14 protein-coding genes are annotated in these 16,474 nt (G+C 62.4%); 10 read left to right on the forward strand and 4 right to left on the reverse strand.

The annotated features are described in order from the left end of the window. Nucleotides 1–216: 216 nt before the first annotated feature. Nucleotides 217–804, reverse strand: coding sequence for an FKBP-type peptidyl-prolyl cis-trans isomerase (locus QMK32_RS17435; protein WP_269305887.1), 588 nt, complete (start codon nt 802–804; stop codon nt 217–219). Nucleotides 805–1,136: 332 nt separating this feature from the next. Further along, a complete protein-coding gene (locus QMK32_RS17440) occupies nt 1,137–1,787 on the reverse strand; it encodes a TetR/AcrR family transcriptional regulator (protein WP_283476393.1) in 651 nt (216 codons plus the stop codon). A gap of 122 nt (nt 1,788–1,909) precedes the next feature. Here QMK32_RS17440 and QMK32_RS17445 point away from each other — a divergent pair, with 122 nt between their 5' ends. Continuing rightward, on the forward strand, nt 1,910–3,097 hold the full coding sequence (locus tag QMK32_RS17445) for a phosphotransferase family protein (protein WP_283476394.1): 1,188 nt from the start codon (nt 1,910–1,912) through the stop codon (nt 3,095–3,097). Beyond that, on the forward strand, nt 3,094–4,254 hold the full coding sequence (locus QMK32_RS17450; protein WP_283476395.1) for an Rv3169 family protein: 1,161 nt from the start codon (nt 3,094–3,096) through the stop codon (nt 4,252–4,254). Before QMK32_RS17445 ends, QMK32_RS17450 begins: the two co-directional genes overlap by 4 nt. A 45-nt stretch (nt 4,255–4,299) precedes the next feature. On the opposite strand, the gene QMK32_RS17455 is transcribed toward QMK32_RS17450, so the two are convergent. Beyond that, nucleotides 4,300–4,902 (reverse strand): dihydrofolate reductase family protein, encoded by a 603-nt coding sequence (locus QMK32_RS17455; protein WP_283476397.1) that lies wholly within the window; start codon nt 4,900–4,902, stop codon nt 4,300–4,302. 264 nt (nt 4,903–5,166) lie between these two features. Here QMK32_RS17455 and QMK32_RS17460 point away from each other — a divergent pair, with 264 nt between their 5' ends. From QMK32_RS17460 to casG, 4 genes are all read left to right on the forward strand, one after another. After that, nucleotides 5,167–5,895, forward strand: coding sequence for a dienelactone hydrolase family protein (locus tag QMK32_RS17460; protein ID WP_283476399.1), 729 nt, complete (start codon nt 5,167–5,169; stop codon nt 5,893–5,895). Nucleotides 5,896–6,185: 290 nt separating this feature from the next. Continuing rightward, nucleotides 6,186–6,773: a TIGR03086 family metal-binding protein gene (locus tag QMK32_RS17465; RefSeq protein ID WP_283476401.1), complete on the forward strand. Its 588-nt coding sequence runs from the start codon at nt 6,186–6,188 to the stop codon at nt 6,771–6,773. Between the two features lie 134 nt (nt 6,774–6,907). Next, nucleotides 6,908–8,428: an acyl-CoA carboxylase subunit beta gene (locus QMK32_RS17470; protein ID WP_283476403.1), complete on the forward strand. Its 1,521-nt coding sequence runs from the start codon at nt 6,908–6,910 to the stop codon at nt 8,426–8,428. A 198-nt stretch (nt 8,429–8,626) separates the two neighbouring features. Further along, the gene (casG, locus tag QMK32_RS17475; protein WP_349307570.1) at nt 8,627–10,279 is read left to right on the forward strand and encodes a steroid-24-oyl-CoA synthetase; all 1,653 of its coding nucleotides are present in this window, start codon (nt 8,627–8,629) and stop codon (nt 10,277–10,279) included. Nucleotides 10,280–10,375: 96 nt separating this feature from the next. Here the strand turns inward: casG and QMK32_RS17480 are convergent, their stop codons facing one another. After that, on the reverse strand, nt 10,376–10,984 hold the full coding sequence (locus QMK32_RS17480; RefSeq protein ID WP_283476406.1) for a TetR-like C-terminal domain-containing protein: 609 nt from the start codon (nt 10,982–10,984) through the stop codon (nt 10,376–10,378). 49 nt (nt 10,985–11,033) lie between these two features. Between QMK32_RS17480 and QMK32_RS17485 the strand changes: the two genes are divergently transcribed. The 4 genes from QMK32_RS17485 to QMK32_RS17500 all read left to right on the forward strand — a co-directional run bounded on the left by QMK32_RS17485 (nt 11,034) and on the right by QMK32_RS17500 (nt 16,158). Next, on the forward strand, nt 11,034–12,149 hold the full coding sequence (locus tag QMK32_RS17485) for an Rv3169 family protein (RefSeq protein WP_283476407.1): 1,116 nt from the start codon (nt 11,034–11,036) through the stop codon (nt 12,147–12,149). A 9-nt stretch (nt 12,150–12,158) separates the two neighbouring features. Further along, a complete protein-coding gene (locus QMK32_RS17490; protein WP_283476409.1) occupies nt 12,159–13,157 on the forward strand; it encodes a TIGR03617 family F420-dependent LLM class oxidoreductase in 999 nt (332 codons plus the stop codon). Further along, nucleotides 13,154–15,532 (forward strand): PEP/pyruvate-binding domain-containing protein, encoded by a 2,379-nt coding sequence (locus tag QMK32_RS17495; RefSeq protein ID WP_283476410.1) that lies wholly within the window; start codon nt 13,154–13,156, stop codon nt 15,530–15,532. The genes QMK32_RS17490 and QMK32_RS17495 overlap by 4 nt, the downstream gene beginning before the upstream one ends. 239 nt (nt 15,533–15,771) lie before the next feature. Further along, nucleotides 15,772–16,158, forward strand: a complete 387-nt coding sequence (locus tag QMK32_RS17500; RefSeq protein ID WP_283476411.1) for a hypothetical protein — start codon at nt 15,772–15,774, stop codon at nt 16,156–16,158. The last annotated feature ends 316 nt before the right edge of the window (nt 16,159–16,474 follow it).

Here is a 16,474-nt window from a genome sequence, read left to right on the forward strand (position 1 = left end):
CTCCCTTTCTGCAGCTTTCGGCTTCAGCCGGTAATTCTGCGCCGCACCCGGGGTCTTGCCACAAGCCCCCGGGTGCGCTATACGTTGAAAAGGGAAGGGAAGCTGCTGCACGCTGTAAGCGGCTCGGTGAAGGTCGAGAATGGCCTTGCTACCGGCCCCCATGTATCAGACGAGACGGTGTATCTGCCGAGACGGTGTATCTGCCGAGACGGCGTATCAGCCCGAGACGTCGATGATTTCGATCGCGAAAACCAAGGTGTCGCCTTGCTCGATGCCAGCTGACGGCTGACCACTGGGGTACCCGTCGGCGGATGTCATCGCGACGGCAACCTTCGACCCGACAGTCTGCCCCGCGATCGCCTTCTGAAAGCCAGGTACGACTCGTGCAAGCGGGAACTCGACCGGTGCGCCACGTTCGTAGCTGCTGTCGAAGACCGAACCATCGCGGCCGTTGACTCCCATGTAGCAGACCGAGACCGTCGCGTCATCGGCCACGACCGGTCCGTCACCGGTCTGCAGGGTGTGTACCTGGGTTTCGGTCACAGCGAACGGTGTCGTGACCTCGACGAGGGGCGCCGTCGTATCGGTTGATCCGGCGACTGCCACGCTGCCGGTGGATCCGGGAAGTGTCCATTCGGGTGTGGTGCCGGCCTCGGGCGCTTGGGACGGGCATGCGGTGGATGCAGGTGCAGATTCGCTGACCGATGAGGTAGTCGAATCGGAGCCGCATGCTGCGAGCACCACAGCGAGCGACGCGGCGCAGGCCGCGAGTATGCCGGATTTGGTTGCGCGAGAATAATTCACGTCGACCACGCTACAGACTTCGTTGCGCGTGAGAGCTGCTCCCCGCCGCCACCTGCGAATCTCGAGCGCGTCGAGAATCCTCGGGACAAGCGATCGACGTTCATCATGCTGACAGCCAAAGGAATACGTGCCACCAGAGCTGCAGAGTAGTCCGCTCTCGCCGTTTACCGGCGATGGGAAGCCACTGTCGGCGTCGAACAAATAACGCAGATGGGGGAGACGCTCGCAGCCCTGGCTGTACCGGGACGGCTCCGGCCGCTGTGGTGCGCTGAAGCGACAGTCGATCCGCGGCCGCGATTCCTATCTGGCACGGGGTCGCAATCGGACCCGGCCTATTCGGTATTCCGCGTATCGTCCTCCGACTGCTCGTGGGGGAGAATGCCGTGCAGGACGATGTCGGCCAACGCGTCGGCGACCGGCCCCGGATCGTCTATATCGCGGACCGACATCGCGAAGATCGCGGCACCCGCGAGTATGTCGAGGAGAGTGTCCACGTCGACACCTGCACGAATTTCGCCCTGTTCGCGGCCCACCGCCATTCGGCGCTCCAGCTCCGCTCGCACTCCCGCGAGCTGGCGTACGACCAGTACTTCACGTAACGCTCCGTCGGTACGCACCTCGCTCATCAGCCCTGGGACTGCTGCCCGGGTGGCAGGGGAGGCGAACAGTGCGACCGCGCCCTGCACCAGTGCATGGACTTGGTCGGCCATCGTGCCGGTGACGCCGAGTGTCGAGTCGATGTCGGCCCCCAGATCGGTGTCCAGAACCGGGTTGACGGCCTCGTTGACGATGTGGGCCTTCGAAGGCCAACGACGATAGATGGCGGGGCGTCCGACGCCCGCGAGGGCGGCGATCGCGTCGATCGTGGTGCCGGCATAGCCCTTCTCAGTCAGCAATTGGCGGGTGGCATCCAGCACGGCTGCGTCGATCGTCGGGTTCCGCTGCGGGCCGAGCCGATGCTGGGCCTCGGGTTCCTTCGGCATTCTTCTACGGGCCCCTTGCGGTTTCGGTGTGACGTCCGTTACATTCTGTCACGACTTCAGTCGATACGAAGTGTAACGACTAGCGCGTGTCATCACTGTCTCCCAAGCCACTAGGAGTGGTTATGACTTCTGAAACCACGGGAGCAGATCCCGACTTTGCCGAACTCGCCAGACCAGTTGAGTCGCGCAGCGATCCCGCTGTCTTGCGGGCGCGACTCGAGCGCTGGCTGGCCACAGTTCTCGACGCCGAGTCCCAGCCGGAGGTGACCTCGACCGAAGTTCCCGCCGGGACAGGGATGTCCAACGAGACGGTGCTGTTCGACGCTGTGTGGACCGAGGACGGTTGCCGCTCGGAGCACCAGCTGGTAGCGAGGATTGCGCCCGCCGCCATCGGGGTGCCGATCTTCCCGACCTACAACTTGGACCAGCAGTTCCATGTCATGCGGGCGGTTGCGGAACACACGTCGGTGCCGATTCCCCGTGTCTACTGGTCGGAGTCCTCGCCTGAGGTACTCGGTGGCGAATTCTTCGTCATGGAGCGGATCAAGGGCGACGTCCCTCCCGACGTGATGCCGTACAACTTCGGATCCTGGCTGTCCGAGGGGACGGTGGAAGAACGTTCCCGACTCCAGCTTTCCTCTATCCAGGTTCTCGTCGACCTGCATGCCATCGCCGAGCCCCACCGCGTCTGCCCGAGTTTGAGATGTACCGACAGCGACGAAGAGCCCTCCGGAGAGGCGGCGTTGCGTGCGCATGTGGCGGGTCAACGGCGCTACTACGAGTGGGCCACCGCTGACGGACCACTGTCTCCGCTGATCGAACGCGGACTCGACTGGATCGAGGCGAACCTGCCCACCGACGACCGACCGGCGGTGCTGTGTTGGGGCGACTCCCGCATAGGCAACGTCATGTACCAGGACTTCCGGCCTGCAGCGGTACTCGATTGGGAGATGGCCACGCTCGGTCCGCGCGAGTTGGACCTCGGCTGGATGATCTACTTGCACAGGTTCTTCGAGGATCTCGCCACGATGGCCGGGCTCCCCGGGCTACCGGACCTTCTCCGTCGCGAGGACGTCGCCGACACGTATCGGGAGCTGACCGGGCACCGACCGGCCGATCTCGACTTCTACACGCTGTACGCGGCTGTTCGTCACGCCGTCATCATGTTTCGAGTACAGAGCCGTGCCGTCGCTTTCGGTCAAGCTCAGCTACCGGAGAACCCAGATGACATGATCATGCACCGAGCGAGTCTCGAAGCCATGCTCGACGGCACCTACTGGGCCGTCGTCACGGCAGGAGCCGCGCTATGACTCTATCTCCGCTCGACGACTACCCAGTCCACCAGATCGCCGAGCCGATCCGACATGTCGGCACTCCGGACCGCAATTTTTACGACCGGTACTACTTCAATTGTCACGCCGGGGTCGACGGGGCCGATCCACTGTTCCTCATCATCGGACTTGGTCAGTATCCCAATCTCGGTGTGTGCGACGGGTTCGCGGTGCTGCGACGCGGAGATGATCACCTCGTCTTTCGAGCTTCCCGAGCACTGGGGGAGGACCGCATGGATCTGTCCGTCGGGCCGTTGCGCATCGAGATCATCGAGGGATTGCACCGTCTGCGAGTCGTTCTCGAACCGAGTCCGGAGGCCCCCGATCTCAGTTTCGATCTCGAATTCGAGTCCGACGTGCCGGCGAACCTCGAGGCGAGGCACTTCCATCGGCAACTCGAGCGGGTCACCTTCGACACCCAGCGGTTCGTCCAAACCGGGACGTGGGCGGGGACACTGACGCTCGACGGCGAGGCCATGTCCGTCACGCCGGACACGTGGCGCGGCAACCGTGATCGTTCCTGGGGCGTACGGCCAGTGGGCGAAGCGGAACCACCTGGACGCAAGGCCGATCCAGCCATTGCTGCCGAGCAGAACTTCTTTTGGATCTATTCGATCATGCAGTTCGAAGATTTCTCTATCGTCACGGTCATTCAGGAGGACCGGCACGGTCGGCGAATCGTCGAGGACTCGACGCGGGTGTTCGCCGATCGAACCCGGGAGCGGGAATGGCTGGGCCGACCGGATCACGAGTTGAACTTCGTTCCAGGTACCCGCGAAGTCGAGACCGGGACACTGTACTTCCGCAGACCGGGTTCGCCCGGCCAGCCGGATCACGTCCTCACCGTCACATGCGAACCAGTGCTTCCGCACTACCTGGGGGTCGGCACCGGGTATGGCCTCGAGCAGGATTGGCGTCACGGAATGTGGCAGGGCGAGATGGTGGTCCAGAGGTGTCGCGAGAAGGTCTCCGAGATCGAACCCTGGAAGAAAATGCTCTGCCCAGTCGACAATCTCGCTCGATTCACCATCATCGAGGACGGCGTCACCCGCACTGGCGCAGGACTCTTCGAGATAGCGGTCATCGGACCCCACAAGCAATACGGGTTCACCGGGGTCGGTGACGTCGCCATCTGATCATCCGGGCGTCGGCCGACTTCGGAGCCGTCGTCGACGTCCCGGTCAGTGCTTTACGCGATACCGCACGTGCGTCGTGAACGGAGAGTGAATGGCTTCGATCGGTTCGAGGCTCGAGTTTGTCAGGCCATCGAACGGTGATTCACCGCTTCCGAGCAAGACTGGTGTGATGTCGAGGACGAGTTCGTCGATCACGCCGGCGGCGAGGGCTTGACGAACGGTCGACGCGCCGCCGGCGATGGAGATGTCGTTTTTGCCGGCCACGGCCTTGGCCTGGGCGTACGCGGAATCGAAACCATCGGTCACAAAGTGAAAAGTGGTGCCACCCGCCATCTCGATTGGATCGTGTCGATAGTGGGTGAGTACGAACACCGGTGCGTGGTACGGAGGATTGTCACCCCACCACCCGCTCCAGTCCTCATCCCACTCACCGCGGATGGGACCAAACATGTTGCGACCCATGATGAATGCTCCGCGAGGACGCAGTAGTTCAGCGGTGAGCGCGGCATCGGCCTCGTTCGTGGCCTCACCGATATGCCATGTGTGCAGTTGGAGGCCTCCGACACCCAAGGGGTTGTCCTTGTCCTGATCAGGGCCGGCGACGAAGCCGTCAAGGGAGATCGACACATGTGCGGTAGTTCGAGTCATGTCGTTCAGACTGCCACCGCGATCGAAACTCATCGCCTTCATCGCAAAGGCAATCTGCTTGTGGTCGAGCCAAGCTATGGAGTTGCCAGAAAACCCGTTGCTGGATTCGGATCAGCCCTGCTACGTTGCCGGAGACCGTGCACGAGAACAAGGAGGTGGTACCTGTGAACGCTGTATCGACATGGGTGCTCTTTCCTCTTATTGCGGTCGGACGAAAAGATAGTCCGGGAGCGCCGTTCGCGAGCACTCCCGAAAGGTTCGACCATGAAATTCACTTTTACACGGCTTGACGGCGGCGTTGTCGAGCGCTCTTTCACCCTCGACGGGATCCCCGGCATTCTCTGGGCGCCCGAGTCCGCGCCCGGGCCGGTGCCGCTGGTTTTGCTCGGCCACCCTGGGGGATTGCACGCGATGCATTCCCGGTTGGCAGGGCGGGCCCGGGCTTCGGTTCTGGAGCACGGCTTTGCCGCGGCCACCATCGAGCTTCCTGGCGGCGGTGAGCGGACCCGTTCCGCCGCCGCGGAGCAGGCCCGCAGTGATCTGCGGCGGGCGCTGGCGACCGGTGAGCCGGTCGACGAGATAGTCGATCGGCTTGTACTTCCGCTGGTGGACAAGGCAGTCCCGGAGTGGCAGGACGCTTTGGATGCTCTTCTTGCGCTACCTGAAGTTCGCGGACCGGTCGGGTTCTCGGGAGGACCGATAGCCATCGGTATCCGGTTGGCGGTGGTCGAGCCGCGTATCACTGCCGCCGTGTTGTTCGCGGGTAGTTTCGTGCCCGCCGCCACGCTCGACGAGGCCCGTCAGGTCACCATTCCGCTACAGGTTCTCCTGCAGTGGGACGATGAAACGAACGACCGGCAGGCTAGTTTGAATCTGTTCGACGCCTTCGGCTCCGAGGAAAAGGCGTTGCACGCGAACATGGGCGGGCATGCTGGAGTACCACAATCCGAGGTCACCGGTGGGGCCCGGTTCTTCGCCCGCCACTCGAGTTGATCGGCCGTTCCCGGCACCTGTAGCTACGCCCGTGACCAGGTGCCGGGAACGGGTGCGGGATGGGGTTTTCCTCGCTTGCCATGACCTCATGCTTGGCGACCAGTAGGCCGGGGATGCACACTTGTCGAACCAACGAAAGGGCACCTCATCATGAACACACTGCTGCCGTACACCTTCGAGGACAGGCCTGATCGTGCCTCACTCACGACGGTGGGGTTCGAGAGTCCCGTCCGGTCATCGGGGGATTGTTTCGGCAAGCTCGATGCGGTCGTTGGCGCGCGATGAACTCGATGACGCCCCTCGCTGATCTGCCCCCCGCCGATCGACACCGAGCGATAGCTGCCGCCTTCACTGAAAACGTTGCACTGGTGCATGATTGGGATTTGCCCACTCCGGTCGAGGGCTGGGTCGTCCGCGACATCGTTGCGCACCTGGTCAACTGGTTCACTGACTTCCTCAGTGCAGGCGGGCAGGAATTACCACCTGGACCGGATACACAGTCCGATCCTGCAGCCGCTTGGCAGGCGCACGTCGAGGGTGTGCAGGCCCTGCTCGCCGAAGCCACCGACGAGAGCGAATTCAGCCACCCGATGGTAGGCACCCACCGACTCGCCGACGCGATCGACCAGTTCTACACCTCGGATATCTTCATGCATACCTGGGACCTGGCAACCGCCATCGGTCGATCGCCGAACCTAGACCCTGCATTCGCCGCACAGTTGCTCGACGGTATGGCCGGAATAGAAGACCTACTGCGGTCCTCCGGCCAATACGGTCCAGCTGTCGCCGTGGCTGCCGACGCAGACCCGGTGACGCGACTGGCCGGCTTCATCGGGCGAGATCCGAAGTGGCCTAATATTTCGTTGCCGGGTCGCTGACCATCTGTGGAGCCTATCTCGATGGTCCGTTCGTGGACGACACTCACCCGAATGGTGAACCCCGATAGCGGGAAATAGGGGTTTCGCTGAGAGGATGGAACCATGTGTGAAGTGGTCGACGGGAGTTGGGCGTAATGTCTCAGAACCGCCAGGATTGGGCCCCGCTCCTGCAATCGCTGGCCGGACGCCATGAAGCTGCACGGTCCATGGGCGGTCCCGAGAAACTCGCCCGCCACCGCGCCGCCGGTCGAGTCGACGCCCGCACCCGAATCGAGGAACTGCTCGATTCGGGTAGCTTCATCGAAATCGGCACCCTCGCCGGCGACGGATCCACTCCCGCGGACGCTTTCGTCGCAGGCTCTGGCTTGATCGATGGCCGGCCTCTTTTGGTCGGGTCCGAAGACTTCTCGGTCAGCGGTGGTTCCATTGGCACCGCCGCCGCCACGAAGCGCGCTCGAATCGCAGTGCTCGCAAAGCAGGAGCGTCTTCCTTTGGTCATGATGCTCGAGGGTGCGGGGCACCGAGCCGTCAACGGACTCTTCCCGCACCGACCGGCACCCAATGATCTACAGGCGATGAGCGAATTGGCTGGATTGGTTCCCACTGTGGCGGTGGTTACCGGCCCGTCCGCCGGGCATGGGGCGCTGACCGCGCCCCTGTCTGACTTCGTGGTGATGGTCGACGCGGATGCCGCGCTGTTCACCGCGGGTCCTCCACTGGTCCGGGCGTCGACAGGCGAGCAGGTCACCAAGAGCGATCTAGGTGGGCCCGCAGTACACGCGGTGGAGAGTGGAGTCGTCCACAACGTTGTTGCGGACGTGGAAGAGGCACTCGCGCTGGTACGACGCTATTTGTCGTATTTCCCGAGCAGCGCTTGGAATCGACCGCCCGCGACGACAGCGGTATCCGGGCACGATCTCGACGAGCGCGATCTCGATGACTTGTTGGACATCATCCCGCCGAATCCGCGGAAAAGCTACGACATGCGGGAAGTGCTGGAGCGGCTTGTAGACGCTGGATCACTGTTGGAGATCCAGCCCGAGCATGGTGGTTCGATCATCACAGCCCTTGCCCGCATCGGCGGACAGGTGGTAACGATCGTCGCCAACCAGCCACTGGTACTTGCCGGTGCGATCGACAGGGCGGCCGCAGAGAAAGCGGCTCGATTCATTTCGATGACCAGCGCATTCCACCTACCACTGGTGCAGCTGGCGGATAATCCGGGCGTACTGGCCGGAAGCGTGTCGGAGCGCGCCGGAATCCTCCGGGCCTCGGCCCGGATGTTCGCCGCTCAGCATCGTGCGCAGGTTCCAAAGCTGCATGTGACTGTGCGTAAGGCCTTCGGTTTCGGCAGTTCGGTGATGGGGCAGAACGCGTTCGGCGGGCAAACTGTTTCGCTGGCTTTTCCCGGTGCCATGCTCGGTGGGATTCCGGCCGGTATCGGCGGCGATACTGCCAAGGAAGATGAGCAGACACGAGCGGCACTGATCGAGAACGAAAACTCGGGCCCCTGGCGTTTGGCCGGCACGGTCACCTACGACGAGGTTATCGATCCGCGCCAGTTGCGCAACGCATTGCTGGGAGGTCTGCGAATGGCCCGAGGTCGTGAGCCCGCACCGGTCGAACCAATTCGGCACATCGGCTATCTGCCCTGAGCGAAGTGGCCGAACTAGCACGAGGTGAATTTCGCCCGTGCCGCGTGTGACGGTCGGTCGCCGGTGATGGCTGTTGATATACATACACGAGGTGCGAGTGAATTTTGTTTGGCGGAATACGGATCCAGTCGATGGACCGGGCGTTATCAGACAATCGGTCGTTGGATCGAGCGTGAACATCTCAAAAGAGGACGAATGATGACTACAGAGTTGACCATCCAAGAGCGACGAACGCAGGCACTTGCGGCGGTCACCGCCCCGGGGCGGCAATTCGAGCTTGTCTACGAGGACGTTCGCGGGCATCGAATGCAGGTGTTCAAAAACCGGGCGCGATCGCTGAGCGAGGCTCTCACTGCGTCGGCGGCCTACGGTGATCGCGAGTACCTGATATGCGGTAACGGTCGGTTGACGTTTTCCGCGCACCATGACCGGGTGGCTTCGCTGAGTCGGGCACTGCAGGAGAAGTACGGGGTCGGCAAGGGCGACAGAGTGGCGCTCTTGGCGGCCAACAGCGCGGAATGGGTTCTCTCGTTCTGGGCTGTAACCGCACTTGGCGCGATAGCCGTCGGGATGAACTCGATGTGGTCGGCGCGCGAAACCGCGGATGCCATCGAACTCTGCACACCCATGCTCGTCGTAGCCGATGAAAAACGTCGAGCAATGCTCGATGATCCGAAAATTCCCGTGCTGACGATCGAGGAGGACATTCCTCGACTCAGCCTCGAATTCTCGGGTGCCGAGCTGCCGCCTGCTGTGGTCGAAGAGGACGACCCCGCCATCATCATTTTCACGAGTGGCACCACAGGTAGGGCGAAGGGAGCTACACATTCGCACCGCAACGTGATTGCTGCGGCCGACTACTTCGCCGTCAATGACGCGGCAGCGACCGAGATGGGAATTTCGCGTCCGGAACAACGCCGCGTACTTCTCGCCGCGCCGCTGTTCCACATGATGTCACTGCACAATCTAGTGGTGCCCCGATTGGTCTTCGGGGATGCGGTGGTGATCTACCTTGGAAGGTTCGACATAAACAAGGCACTCCAACTGGTCGAAACGGAGCATGTGACCCAGTGGGGAATGGTTCCGACCATGGCCAACCGCCTGGTCCAGCACAGTGATCTTTCGGGCTACGACCTGTCCTCTCTCACCACTATTTCCCTGGGGTCGGCACCGTCCTCTCCGTCACTGAAAACTGCGCTTCGCAAAGTTCTTCCTGACGCAGCGAAATCGCTGGGTACCACCTACGGGCTCACCGAATCCAGTTCAGCGGCGACGATCGCGACCGCCGCCGACATAGCGCTCTACGAGGACTCTGTAGGCACCCCGGTTATGACCATGCAGGTGCAGATCCAGGAGATCAGCGGAATCCAGGTGACGGACGGTGTCGAAGGCGAAATCTGCTTGAGAGGCCCATTGGTAATGCTGGGGTACTGGAACAACGCCGTGGCGACAGATGCTGCTATCGATGCTGACGGATGGCTGCACACGGGGGACATCGGAGTGATGCTCGACGGGCATCTCCGACTGCGCAGTCGAAGATCCGACCTCATCATCCGAGGCGGCGAGAACATCTATCCAGCTGAGGTCGAAGCCGCACTCGCGGAGCACCCCGCTGTGCAGGAATGCGCAGTGTTGGGCGCGCCGCACGAAGACTTTGGTCAAGAGGTGGTTGCCGTAGTTGTGACAGCGACCGACACGACGGAAGCAGACCTGAAGGCGTTCATGTCCGATCGCATTGCGCGCTACAAGGTCCCAACTCGCTGGGTTCTCACTCAGGTCGAGTTGCCGCGCAACGCCACAGGCAAAATCGTGCGGCGCGGGCTGGAGGCGTTTGCGCCGTCCACGATATAAGGATTCTCGACTCGATAGGGCGCGTCCGACGCAGCCTGTGCAGTCGCTCGATGGCCAACCGCTGACCATCGAGCGACGACCTGCCGACACCAGCGGCTAGGACGTCTCGCCGGAGGGCCAGCGCTCGGTGATCATCTCGGTCATCTCGTCCACCCAAGTCTCGTCTAGAGCGGAGTCGCGGCGAATGAGGATGCGGAAGATCGCAGTGCCCGCCACAACCTCGGCGAGCATCGGTAGCTCGTCATCGCCTCGGCGCTCCTGACGGAAGCGAGATTCGAAAGCTGTCAGATTGCCGGCCAACCGGGTGATCATCGTGCTGTGCACTTCAGGGTTGGCGACAGTGTCAGCAATCAGACCCGGCAACGCCATACGCACCTCAGGAGCGTCGAACATCGTGCGGATCGTTTCGACCAACGCCCGAATATCCTGACGAATATCGCCGGAACCGTTCGGCGGGGGGATGGATTCGGCGGGTAGCACTGCCTCGTGGACAAGCTGTGCCTTGCCCGACCACCGCCGGTAGATGGCAGCAGTGGTGGTCCCGGCTTGGGCGGCGATCGCCGACAGTGACAACGCGGAATAGCCCGTCTCGAGTATCAATTCGCGGGTCGCCGCAATGATCGCGGCATCGATCCTGCCGTCGCGCGGACGACCCGGTGCGATCTGCGCTGCGCTATTGCCTTCCATGCGGTTTCCTGCTGTCATGACTTCAGCATAGTTCCAATACAGTGCGTATCGTATTTGAGGGAGACTTGTGAAACTGAGCCCGCTCGACGAATATCCAATTCACCAAACCCCTGCGCCGATGACCTGGCCGGCCACATCCGATCGAAACTTCTACGATCGCTCGTACTTCAACGTGCTCGACCGAAGTGGCCGCTTCATGGCTCTGACCGGAATCGGCTACTACCCGCGACTGGGCGTCAAGGACGCCTACTTCGTCGTGCGGCGCGGCGAGACTCAGACCGCAGTACATCTCAGCGACAGCATCGACGATGACCGCCTTCACCAGAACGTCAACGGCTACCGTCTCGACGTCATCGAGCCGTTGCAGGAGATGCACCTGACACTGGCGCCGACTGAGGGCATTTCCGCAGATCTCACGTGGCGCGGGCTCTTCCCTGCTGCCCTGGAAAAGCCGCACGAGATGCTCACCGAGCGGCGAGTGACGTTGCAGGCGTGCCGCTTCGCGCAGGTCGGCTCCTGGCAAGGCTGGATCGATGTCGACGGCGAACGGTTGGAAGTCGATCATGACAGCAGTGTGGCCAGTCGCGACCGATCCTGGGGGATCCGGCCTGTCGGTGAGACCGAGCCGTCCGGTCGTCCGGACGCCACTTTCCGCGGACTGTGGTGGCTCTACCTTCCGCTGGCCTTCGACGACTACCAACTGTTCCTGATCCTGCAAGAGGACCCCGATGGCCATCGCAACCTGTACGACTGCACGCGACGCTGGCGAGACGGCCGCGTCGAACATTTCGACGGAGTGCGCGCCACCGTCGATTATCTGTCCGGGACGAGGATTCCGAAGGGCGTCCAAGTCGAGTTCATGAATCGCGCCGGAGACCAAATCCGACTGGACGTCGAATCGAAGCTGTTTGCGCCCATCGCTTTCGGGTCGGGCTACGGTGGGGACTCCTCGTGGTCACACGGCAGCTGGAAGGACGGGCCGTTCGCCGAACGCGTCAGCTTCGACCTGTCGGACCCAGAGGTGATCGCCCGCGCGCCGTTCAGTCTCATCGACCATGTCGGCCATGCCGTGTGCACGGAAGCAGATGGGACTACCCGTGAGGGCGCGGGTTTGTTCGAGCACGGGGTGATCGGCCCGCACCACCCGTCAGGTTTTTCCGACTGGACAGACGTAGCGAACTAGGCGACGTCAATGAAAATCATGACAGCGCTGTTCGGGCCCACTGACGCGGTCGAGCGCGCACAAGTGTTGCAGGAAGCCGGTGCATGCGGTGTGTTCACCTTCGAAGGACCTTTCGACGTGTTCACCCCTCTGGTGCTGGCTTCGTCGGTGAAGGGTCTCGACGTGATGTCGAACGTCGCGATCGCGTTTCCCCGCAACCCGATTCAGCTCGCCCACCAAGCCAACGATCTGCAACTACTCAGTGAGGGGCGTTTCATCCTAGGGCTCGGCACGCAGGTGCGCGCGCAGATCGAGAAGCGCTATGGGGCCGAGTTCGATCGGCCGGTCGCGCGGATCAAGGAAATGGTGGGGGCGCTGCGAGCGATCTTCGCAACGTGGAATGACGGTGAACGCCTGGACTTCCGCGGTGAATACTACCGACACACCTTGATGACGCCGACCTTCGTACCGGGTCCGAACCCGTTCGGTCCGCCGCCGATCTACCTCGGCGCACTCGGGCCTCGGTTGACGAAAGCCACCGCAGAAGTGGCCGACGGTCTGTTGGTGATGCCTTTCGGGTCGAAGCGGTTCCTTCACGAGAGGACGATGCCGGCTGTACGTGAAGGGCTCGCTGCTGCCGGCCGCAGCGAGGATGACTTCGAGGTGGTGCCCGAGATCATCGTGTCGGTCGACACCGGAAGAGACGACGACCATGCCTCGACTCGAATGCTGTTGGCGTTTTACGGTTCCACCCCGGCCTACCGGCCGGTGCTCGACGCCCACGGCTGGGGCGATCTTCAGCCGGAACTCAACACTATGTCCAAGCAGGGCCGGTGGCAGGAGATGGCTACATTGATCGATGATCAAATACTGCACACCATCGCCGCCTGCGGCACCCCAGCCGAAATTGCCGCGCACATCCGCGACCGTGTCGACGGCGTGTCGGACCGAATCTGCCTGTATCAACCGGGCCCCATCGAGGTTGACGCGCTCGCCGAGATCGTAGACTCGTTGGGAGGAAAACCATGACGCTGAGAACTGTCGAGTTCGATGACGTCAGCGACGACCGCTACGGCGGTAAGGCCGCTGGGCTCGCTGAACTGCGTCGTCTCGGCCTATCGGTGCCAGTGGGATTCGTCATCGCCGATGCCTCCTCGGACGGCTCCGTTGTTGTTGCGGCACAGCGGTTCTTGCAGATGACTGCCGACGGCACGACCCCCGTGGCAGTCCGGTCGTCGGCCGTCGGGGAGGACGGTGACAAGCAGTCCTTCGCCGGGCAATACGACACTGTGCTCGGTGTCGACTCCGTCGATGACTTCACCGAGGCAGTGTGCACGTGCACCGCCTCGGTGAATTCCGAACGAGCCTCGTCCTACAGCGGGGAGTCAGCGGCCATCATGCATCTGGTGGTTCAGCAGATGGTCGACGCGCGCGCCGCCGGTGTCGTGTTCACTGCGGATCCGACCACCGGCCGACGCGACGTCATGGTTATCGACGCCATCGCCGGACTCGGTGACGCGCTCGTCGACGGTACGGCGTCTCCTGACCACATACTCCTGGATTCCCGCGGAATCCCCGTCGTCCACGAGGTTGGCGAGGTGCCGGTTCTGTCGCCCCGGGAGATCGCCGACATTCGTGCCGATGCTTTACGCGCTGAGCAACACTGGGGGAGGCCTATGGATCTCGAGTGGGCGATCGACCGGTCCGGCGCTCTGTGGTGGCTGCAGGGCAGGCCGATCACCAGCCTGCCCGGTGAACTCGACGAGATGGACTCGCCACTTGCGGGCGCCGATCACGTGTACACGCGCTGCAACATAGGGGAGATGATGCCGGGTGCCTTCTGCCCGCTGACCGCATCGGTATCCGGCTACGCCATCGACCACGCGATGCAAAGGCTGCAAGTGGTCGCGCGTGCACAACCGAGTTACGAGAAACCGTGGCTTCAGGTCGGATACTTTTATGGACACATGTTCCTGAACCTGACCGAAGGCACGGCGCTGAGCTCGGGCCTACTCGGAAATTCGCTGGAGCAGTTCTCCACATCGATCTGCGGTCGGGTGGTCGACGAATTGAAGCCCAAGCCGACGAAACCTTTCTTTCGCAAACTTGGCAATACGGTCCGGCTCACCGCGTATGCACTATCCGCCGGTCCCGCGATCAGACGCCTGGGCGACCAGATCGCCGGATTCCGGGTACCGACCAGTGACGAACCACGGGACGTGATGCGGCAGTTGGAATTCGGCGTCGAGCAGTACTGTGACGTCACGCTGACTCATGTGAGGTCGTCGTCACGCGCAGCGGTTGCAGCCAACATCCTCGAAAGCGTTCTGATGAAGCAGGCGGTCAGGAAGGGAGGCAGTGAGGACGAGGGGAGAGCCGAAGCAACCCGCCTTCTGGCCGGCGCCTCCGATGTCGAGAGCGCGCTCATGCTCGAGCATCTCGACTCGGTAGTGAACACCGTCGCCACCGACGACGAGGCCACCACGAGATTCTTGGCCGCGGAGCCGGGCAATGCGGTCGACGGATTGCGGACTACAGACAGCGCCGGCGGTATAGCTTTGCGACAGTTCTTGATTCGCTACGGTCACCGCGGATACCGTGAGCTGTGCATGCGAGACCCATCTTGGGCCGAGGACCCGGAAGGGCTGGGATCGATGATGCAGGTCATGCTGCGCTCATCTCTCGATCAGGCTGTTCGCGGACCGATGTTCTCTCGGGTTCGGACGCCCACATCGTCGACCGTCAGACTTCTCGCCCGCCTGGCGCAGGGCGGCGCGCGGGGACGCGAGGAGACGAAATCGAAGATGGCTCTGATGGCCCATGCGCTCAAGCTGGGCTACCGCCACCTTGGGGAGTTGCTGGCCTGTACTGGACGGCTACCCGACCCTGATCTGGTGTTCTTCTTCGACCGCACAGAATTGAACCACATCGTCGGTCCGCACGACGTTGCCGATCTCGTGCTGCGCGGTCTCCAGCGTCGTGAAGCACTCGCGTTCCAGGGGTTCCTCGAGTTCGACGATGTGTCTGTGGGGAGGCCGTCGCCTCTCATTGCTCGGACGGAGCGCAGCTTCACCGACGACGAGATCGTCGGACGGCCCGCCAGTCGGGGTACGGTCGAAGGCTTTGTGCGTGTTGCGAAGTCGATAGTCGATGCGCGTGAAGTGCAGCGTGGTGAAATTCTTGTCGCCCCGGTCACCGACGTGGGATGGACGCCGTACTTCACCGTCATCGCCGCGCTGGTCACCGATATCGGCAGCTCCGTTTCTCACGGCGCTGTGGTGGCGAGGGAGTACGGGCTACCGTGCGTCGTCAATACCTTGGTGGCAACGCAGGTGCTCGAGACCGGCGACCGGGTTCGTGTGGACGGGGACCGAGGTCTGGTCACCAAACTCGATCATCCCTGACCCCACCCTCGGTTACGTGTGGACGGCCAGTGGGTGACTTCGATTGCCCGCCACACCAGTGGCGTAGGTTGGTAATTCGGTGCCTGCACGCGGGTTCCGATGCTCGGGGCACCAGGTTTTCCCAGGACCGGCTATCTCGTCCCGTAGGAAGCGGCCGTGCCGCTCCAGTGAGAGATCCTTTTTGCTTGCCGACGTCAAGATGTTTTGGCGAATGTAAGTCGTCAAGATATGTTGACGATATGAATTCCATGAAGAAACTCACCGCGGCCGAACTGTCCGCGATGTACGACGAATACAACGCCGCCCTCGCAGCGGTCGAGCTCGCTGAAGGTGTACGCAATCTGGGGCGTAAGGATGCTGAAAAGTGGATCACCGACGCCGAGCGGCGTCGCATTGAGGCCGTCTCTGATTTCGATGCGCTCGAGATCAACGCGTTCCTGGCTTCGACGATGATCGCCGACCGCTACGCCATCATCGAGCGACTGCGCAGTGCAAGCCCGCCGGTGCCGTGGTCGAAGATCGGCGACGTTCTCGGCATGAGCAAGCAAGCAGTGCACCAGTGGTACGGCGGCTACAATCTGCGGCCCAGAATGAAGAACCCGACGGACCCCGAACGGCCGCAGTGAAACAGGCGCAGCGAATCGATTCGTTGCGCCGACTGACCCGGTGCCTGGTATAACCATCGCGCAGCGGCCACACACCGATGGTCCGCCGACCGTCGGCTGACGGGTCTGCATGTGTCACGCAGAGTGCGCGAGTTGTATCGACTGGTACACGAAGTGGAAAAGTTCTCGACGGGGGACAACATCCAACATATCACTGGGTAAGTCCGCTATAGCGGCTGGACTTATTCGTCGGTCCGAGGTGGGACGAAACTGGGCATGTCGGGCAGCGATCGCATGCTTCGAAAATGCGCGAACTCTTACCGCGGTTCGATAGTGT

Source organism: Rhodococcus sp. H29-C3 (assembly GCF_030063405.1).
In the GTDB taxonomy this organism is placed as follows: domain Bacteria; phylum Actinomycetota; class Actinomycetes; order Mycobacteriales; family Mycobacteriaceae; genus Rhodococcoides.

Bases quoted from the DNA above. Each gene is read 5' to 3' on its own strand.
- QMK32_RS17455 (WP_283476397.1), bottom strand. From the start codon at position 4,902: ATGACTCGAACTACCGCACATGTGTCGATCTCCCTTGACGGCTTCGTC.
- QMK32_RS17495 (WP_283476410.1), top strand. From the start codon at position 13,154: ATGACGCTGAGAACTGTCGAGTTCGATGACGTCAGCGACGACCGCTAC.
- QMK32_RS17460 (WP_283476399.1), top strand. From the start codon at position 5,167: ATGAAATTCACTTTTACACGGCTTGACGGCGGCGTTGTCGAGCGCTCT.
- QMK32_RS17490 (WP_283476409.1), top strand. From the start codon at position 12,159: ATGAAAATCATGACAGCGCTGTTCGGGCCCACTGACGCGGTCGAGCGC.
- QMK32_RS17465 (WP_283476401.1), top strand. From the start codon at position 6,186: ATGACGCCCCTCGCTGATCTGCCCCCCGCCGATCGACACCGAGCGATA.
- QMK32_RS17500 (WP_283476411.1), top strand. From the start codon at position 15,772: ATGAATTCCATGAAGAAACTCACCGCGGCCGAACTGTCCGCGATGTAC.
- QMK32_RS17445 (WP_283476394.1), top strand. From the start codon at position 1,910: ATGACTTCTGAAACCACGGGAGCAGATCCCGACTTTGCCGAACTCGCC.
- QMK32_RS17470 (WP_283476403.1), top strand. From the start codon at position 6,908: ATGTCTCAGAACCGCCAGGATTGGGCCCCGCTCCTGCAATCGCTGGCC.
- casG (WP_349307570.1), top strand. From the start codon at position 8,627: ATGACTACAGAGTTGACCATCCAAGAGCGACGAACGCAGGCACTTGCG.
- QMK32_RS17450 (WP_283476395.1), top strand. From the start codon at position 3,094: ATGACTCTATCTCCGCTCGACGACTACCCAGTCCACCAGATCGCCGAG.
- QMK32_RS17480 (WP_283476406.1), bottom strand. From the start codon at position 10,984: ATGACAGCAGGAAACCGCATGGAAGGCAATAGCGCAGCGCAGATCGCA.
- QMK32_RS17440 (WP_283476393.1), bottom strand. From the start codon at position 1,787: ATGCCGAAGGAACCCGAGGCCCAGCATCGGCTCGGCCCGCAGCGGAAC.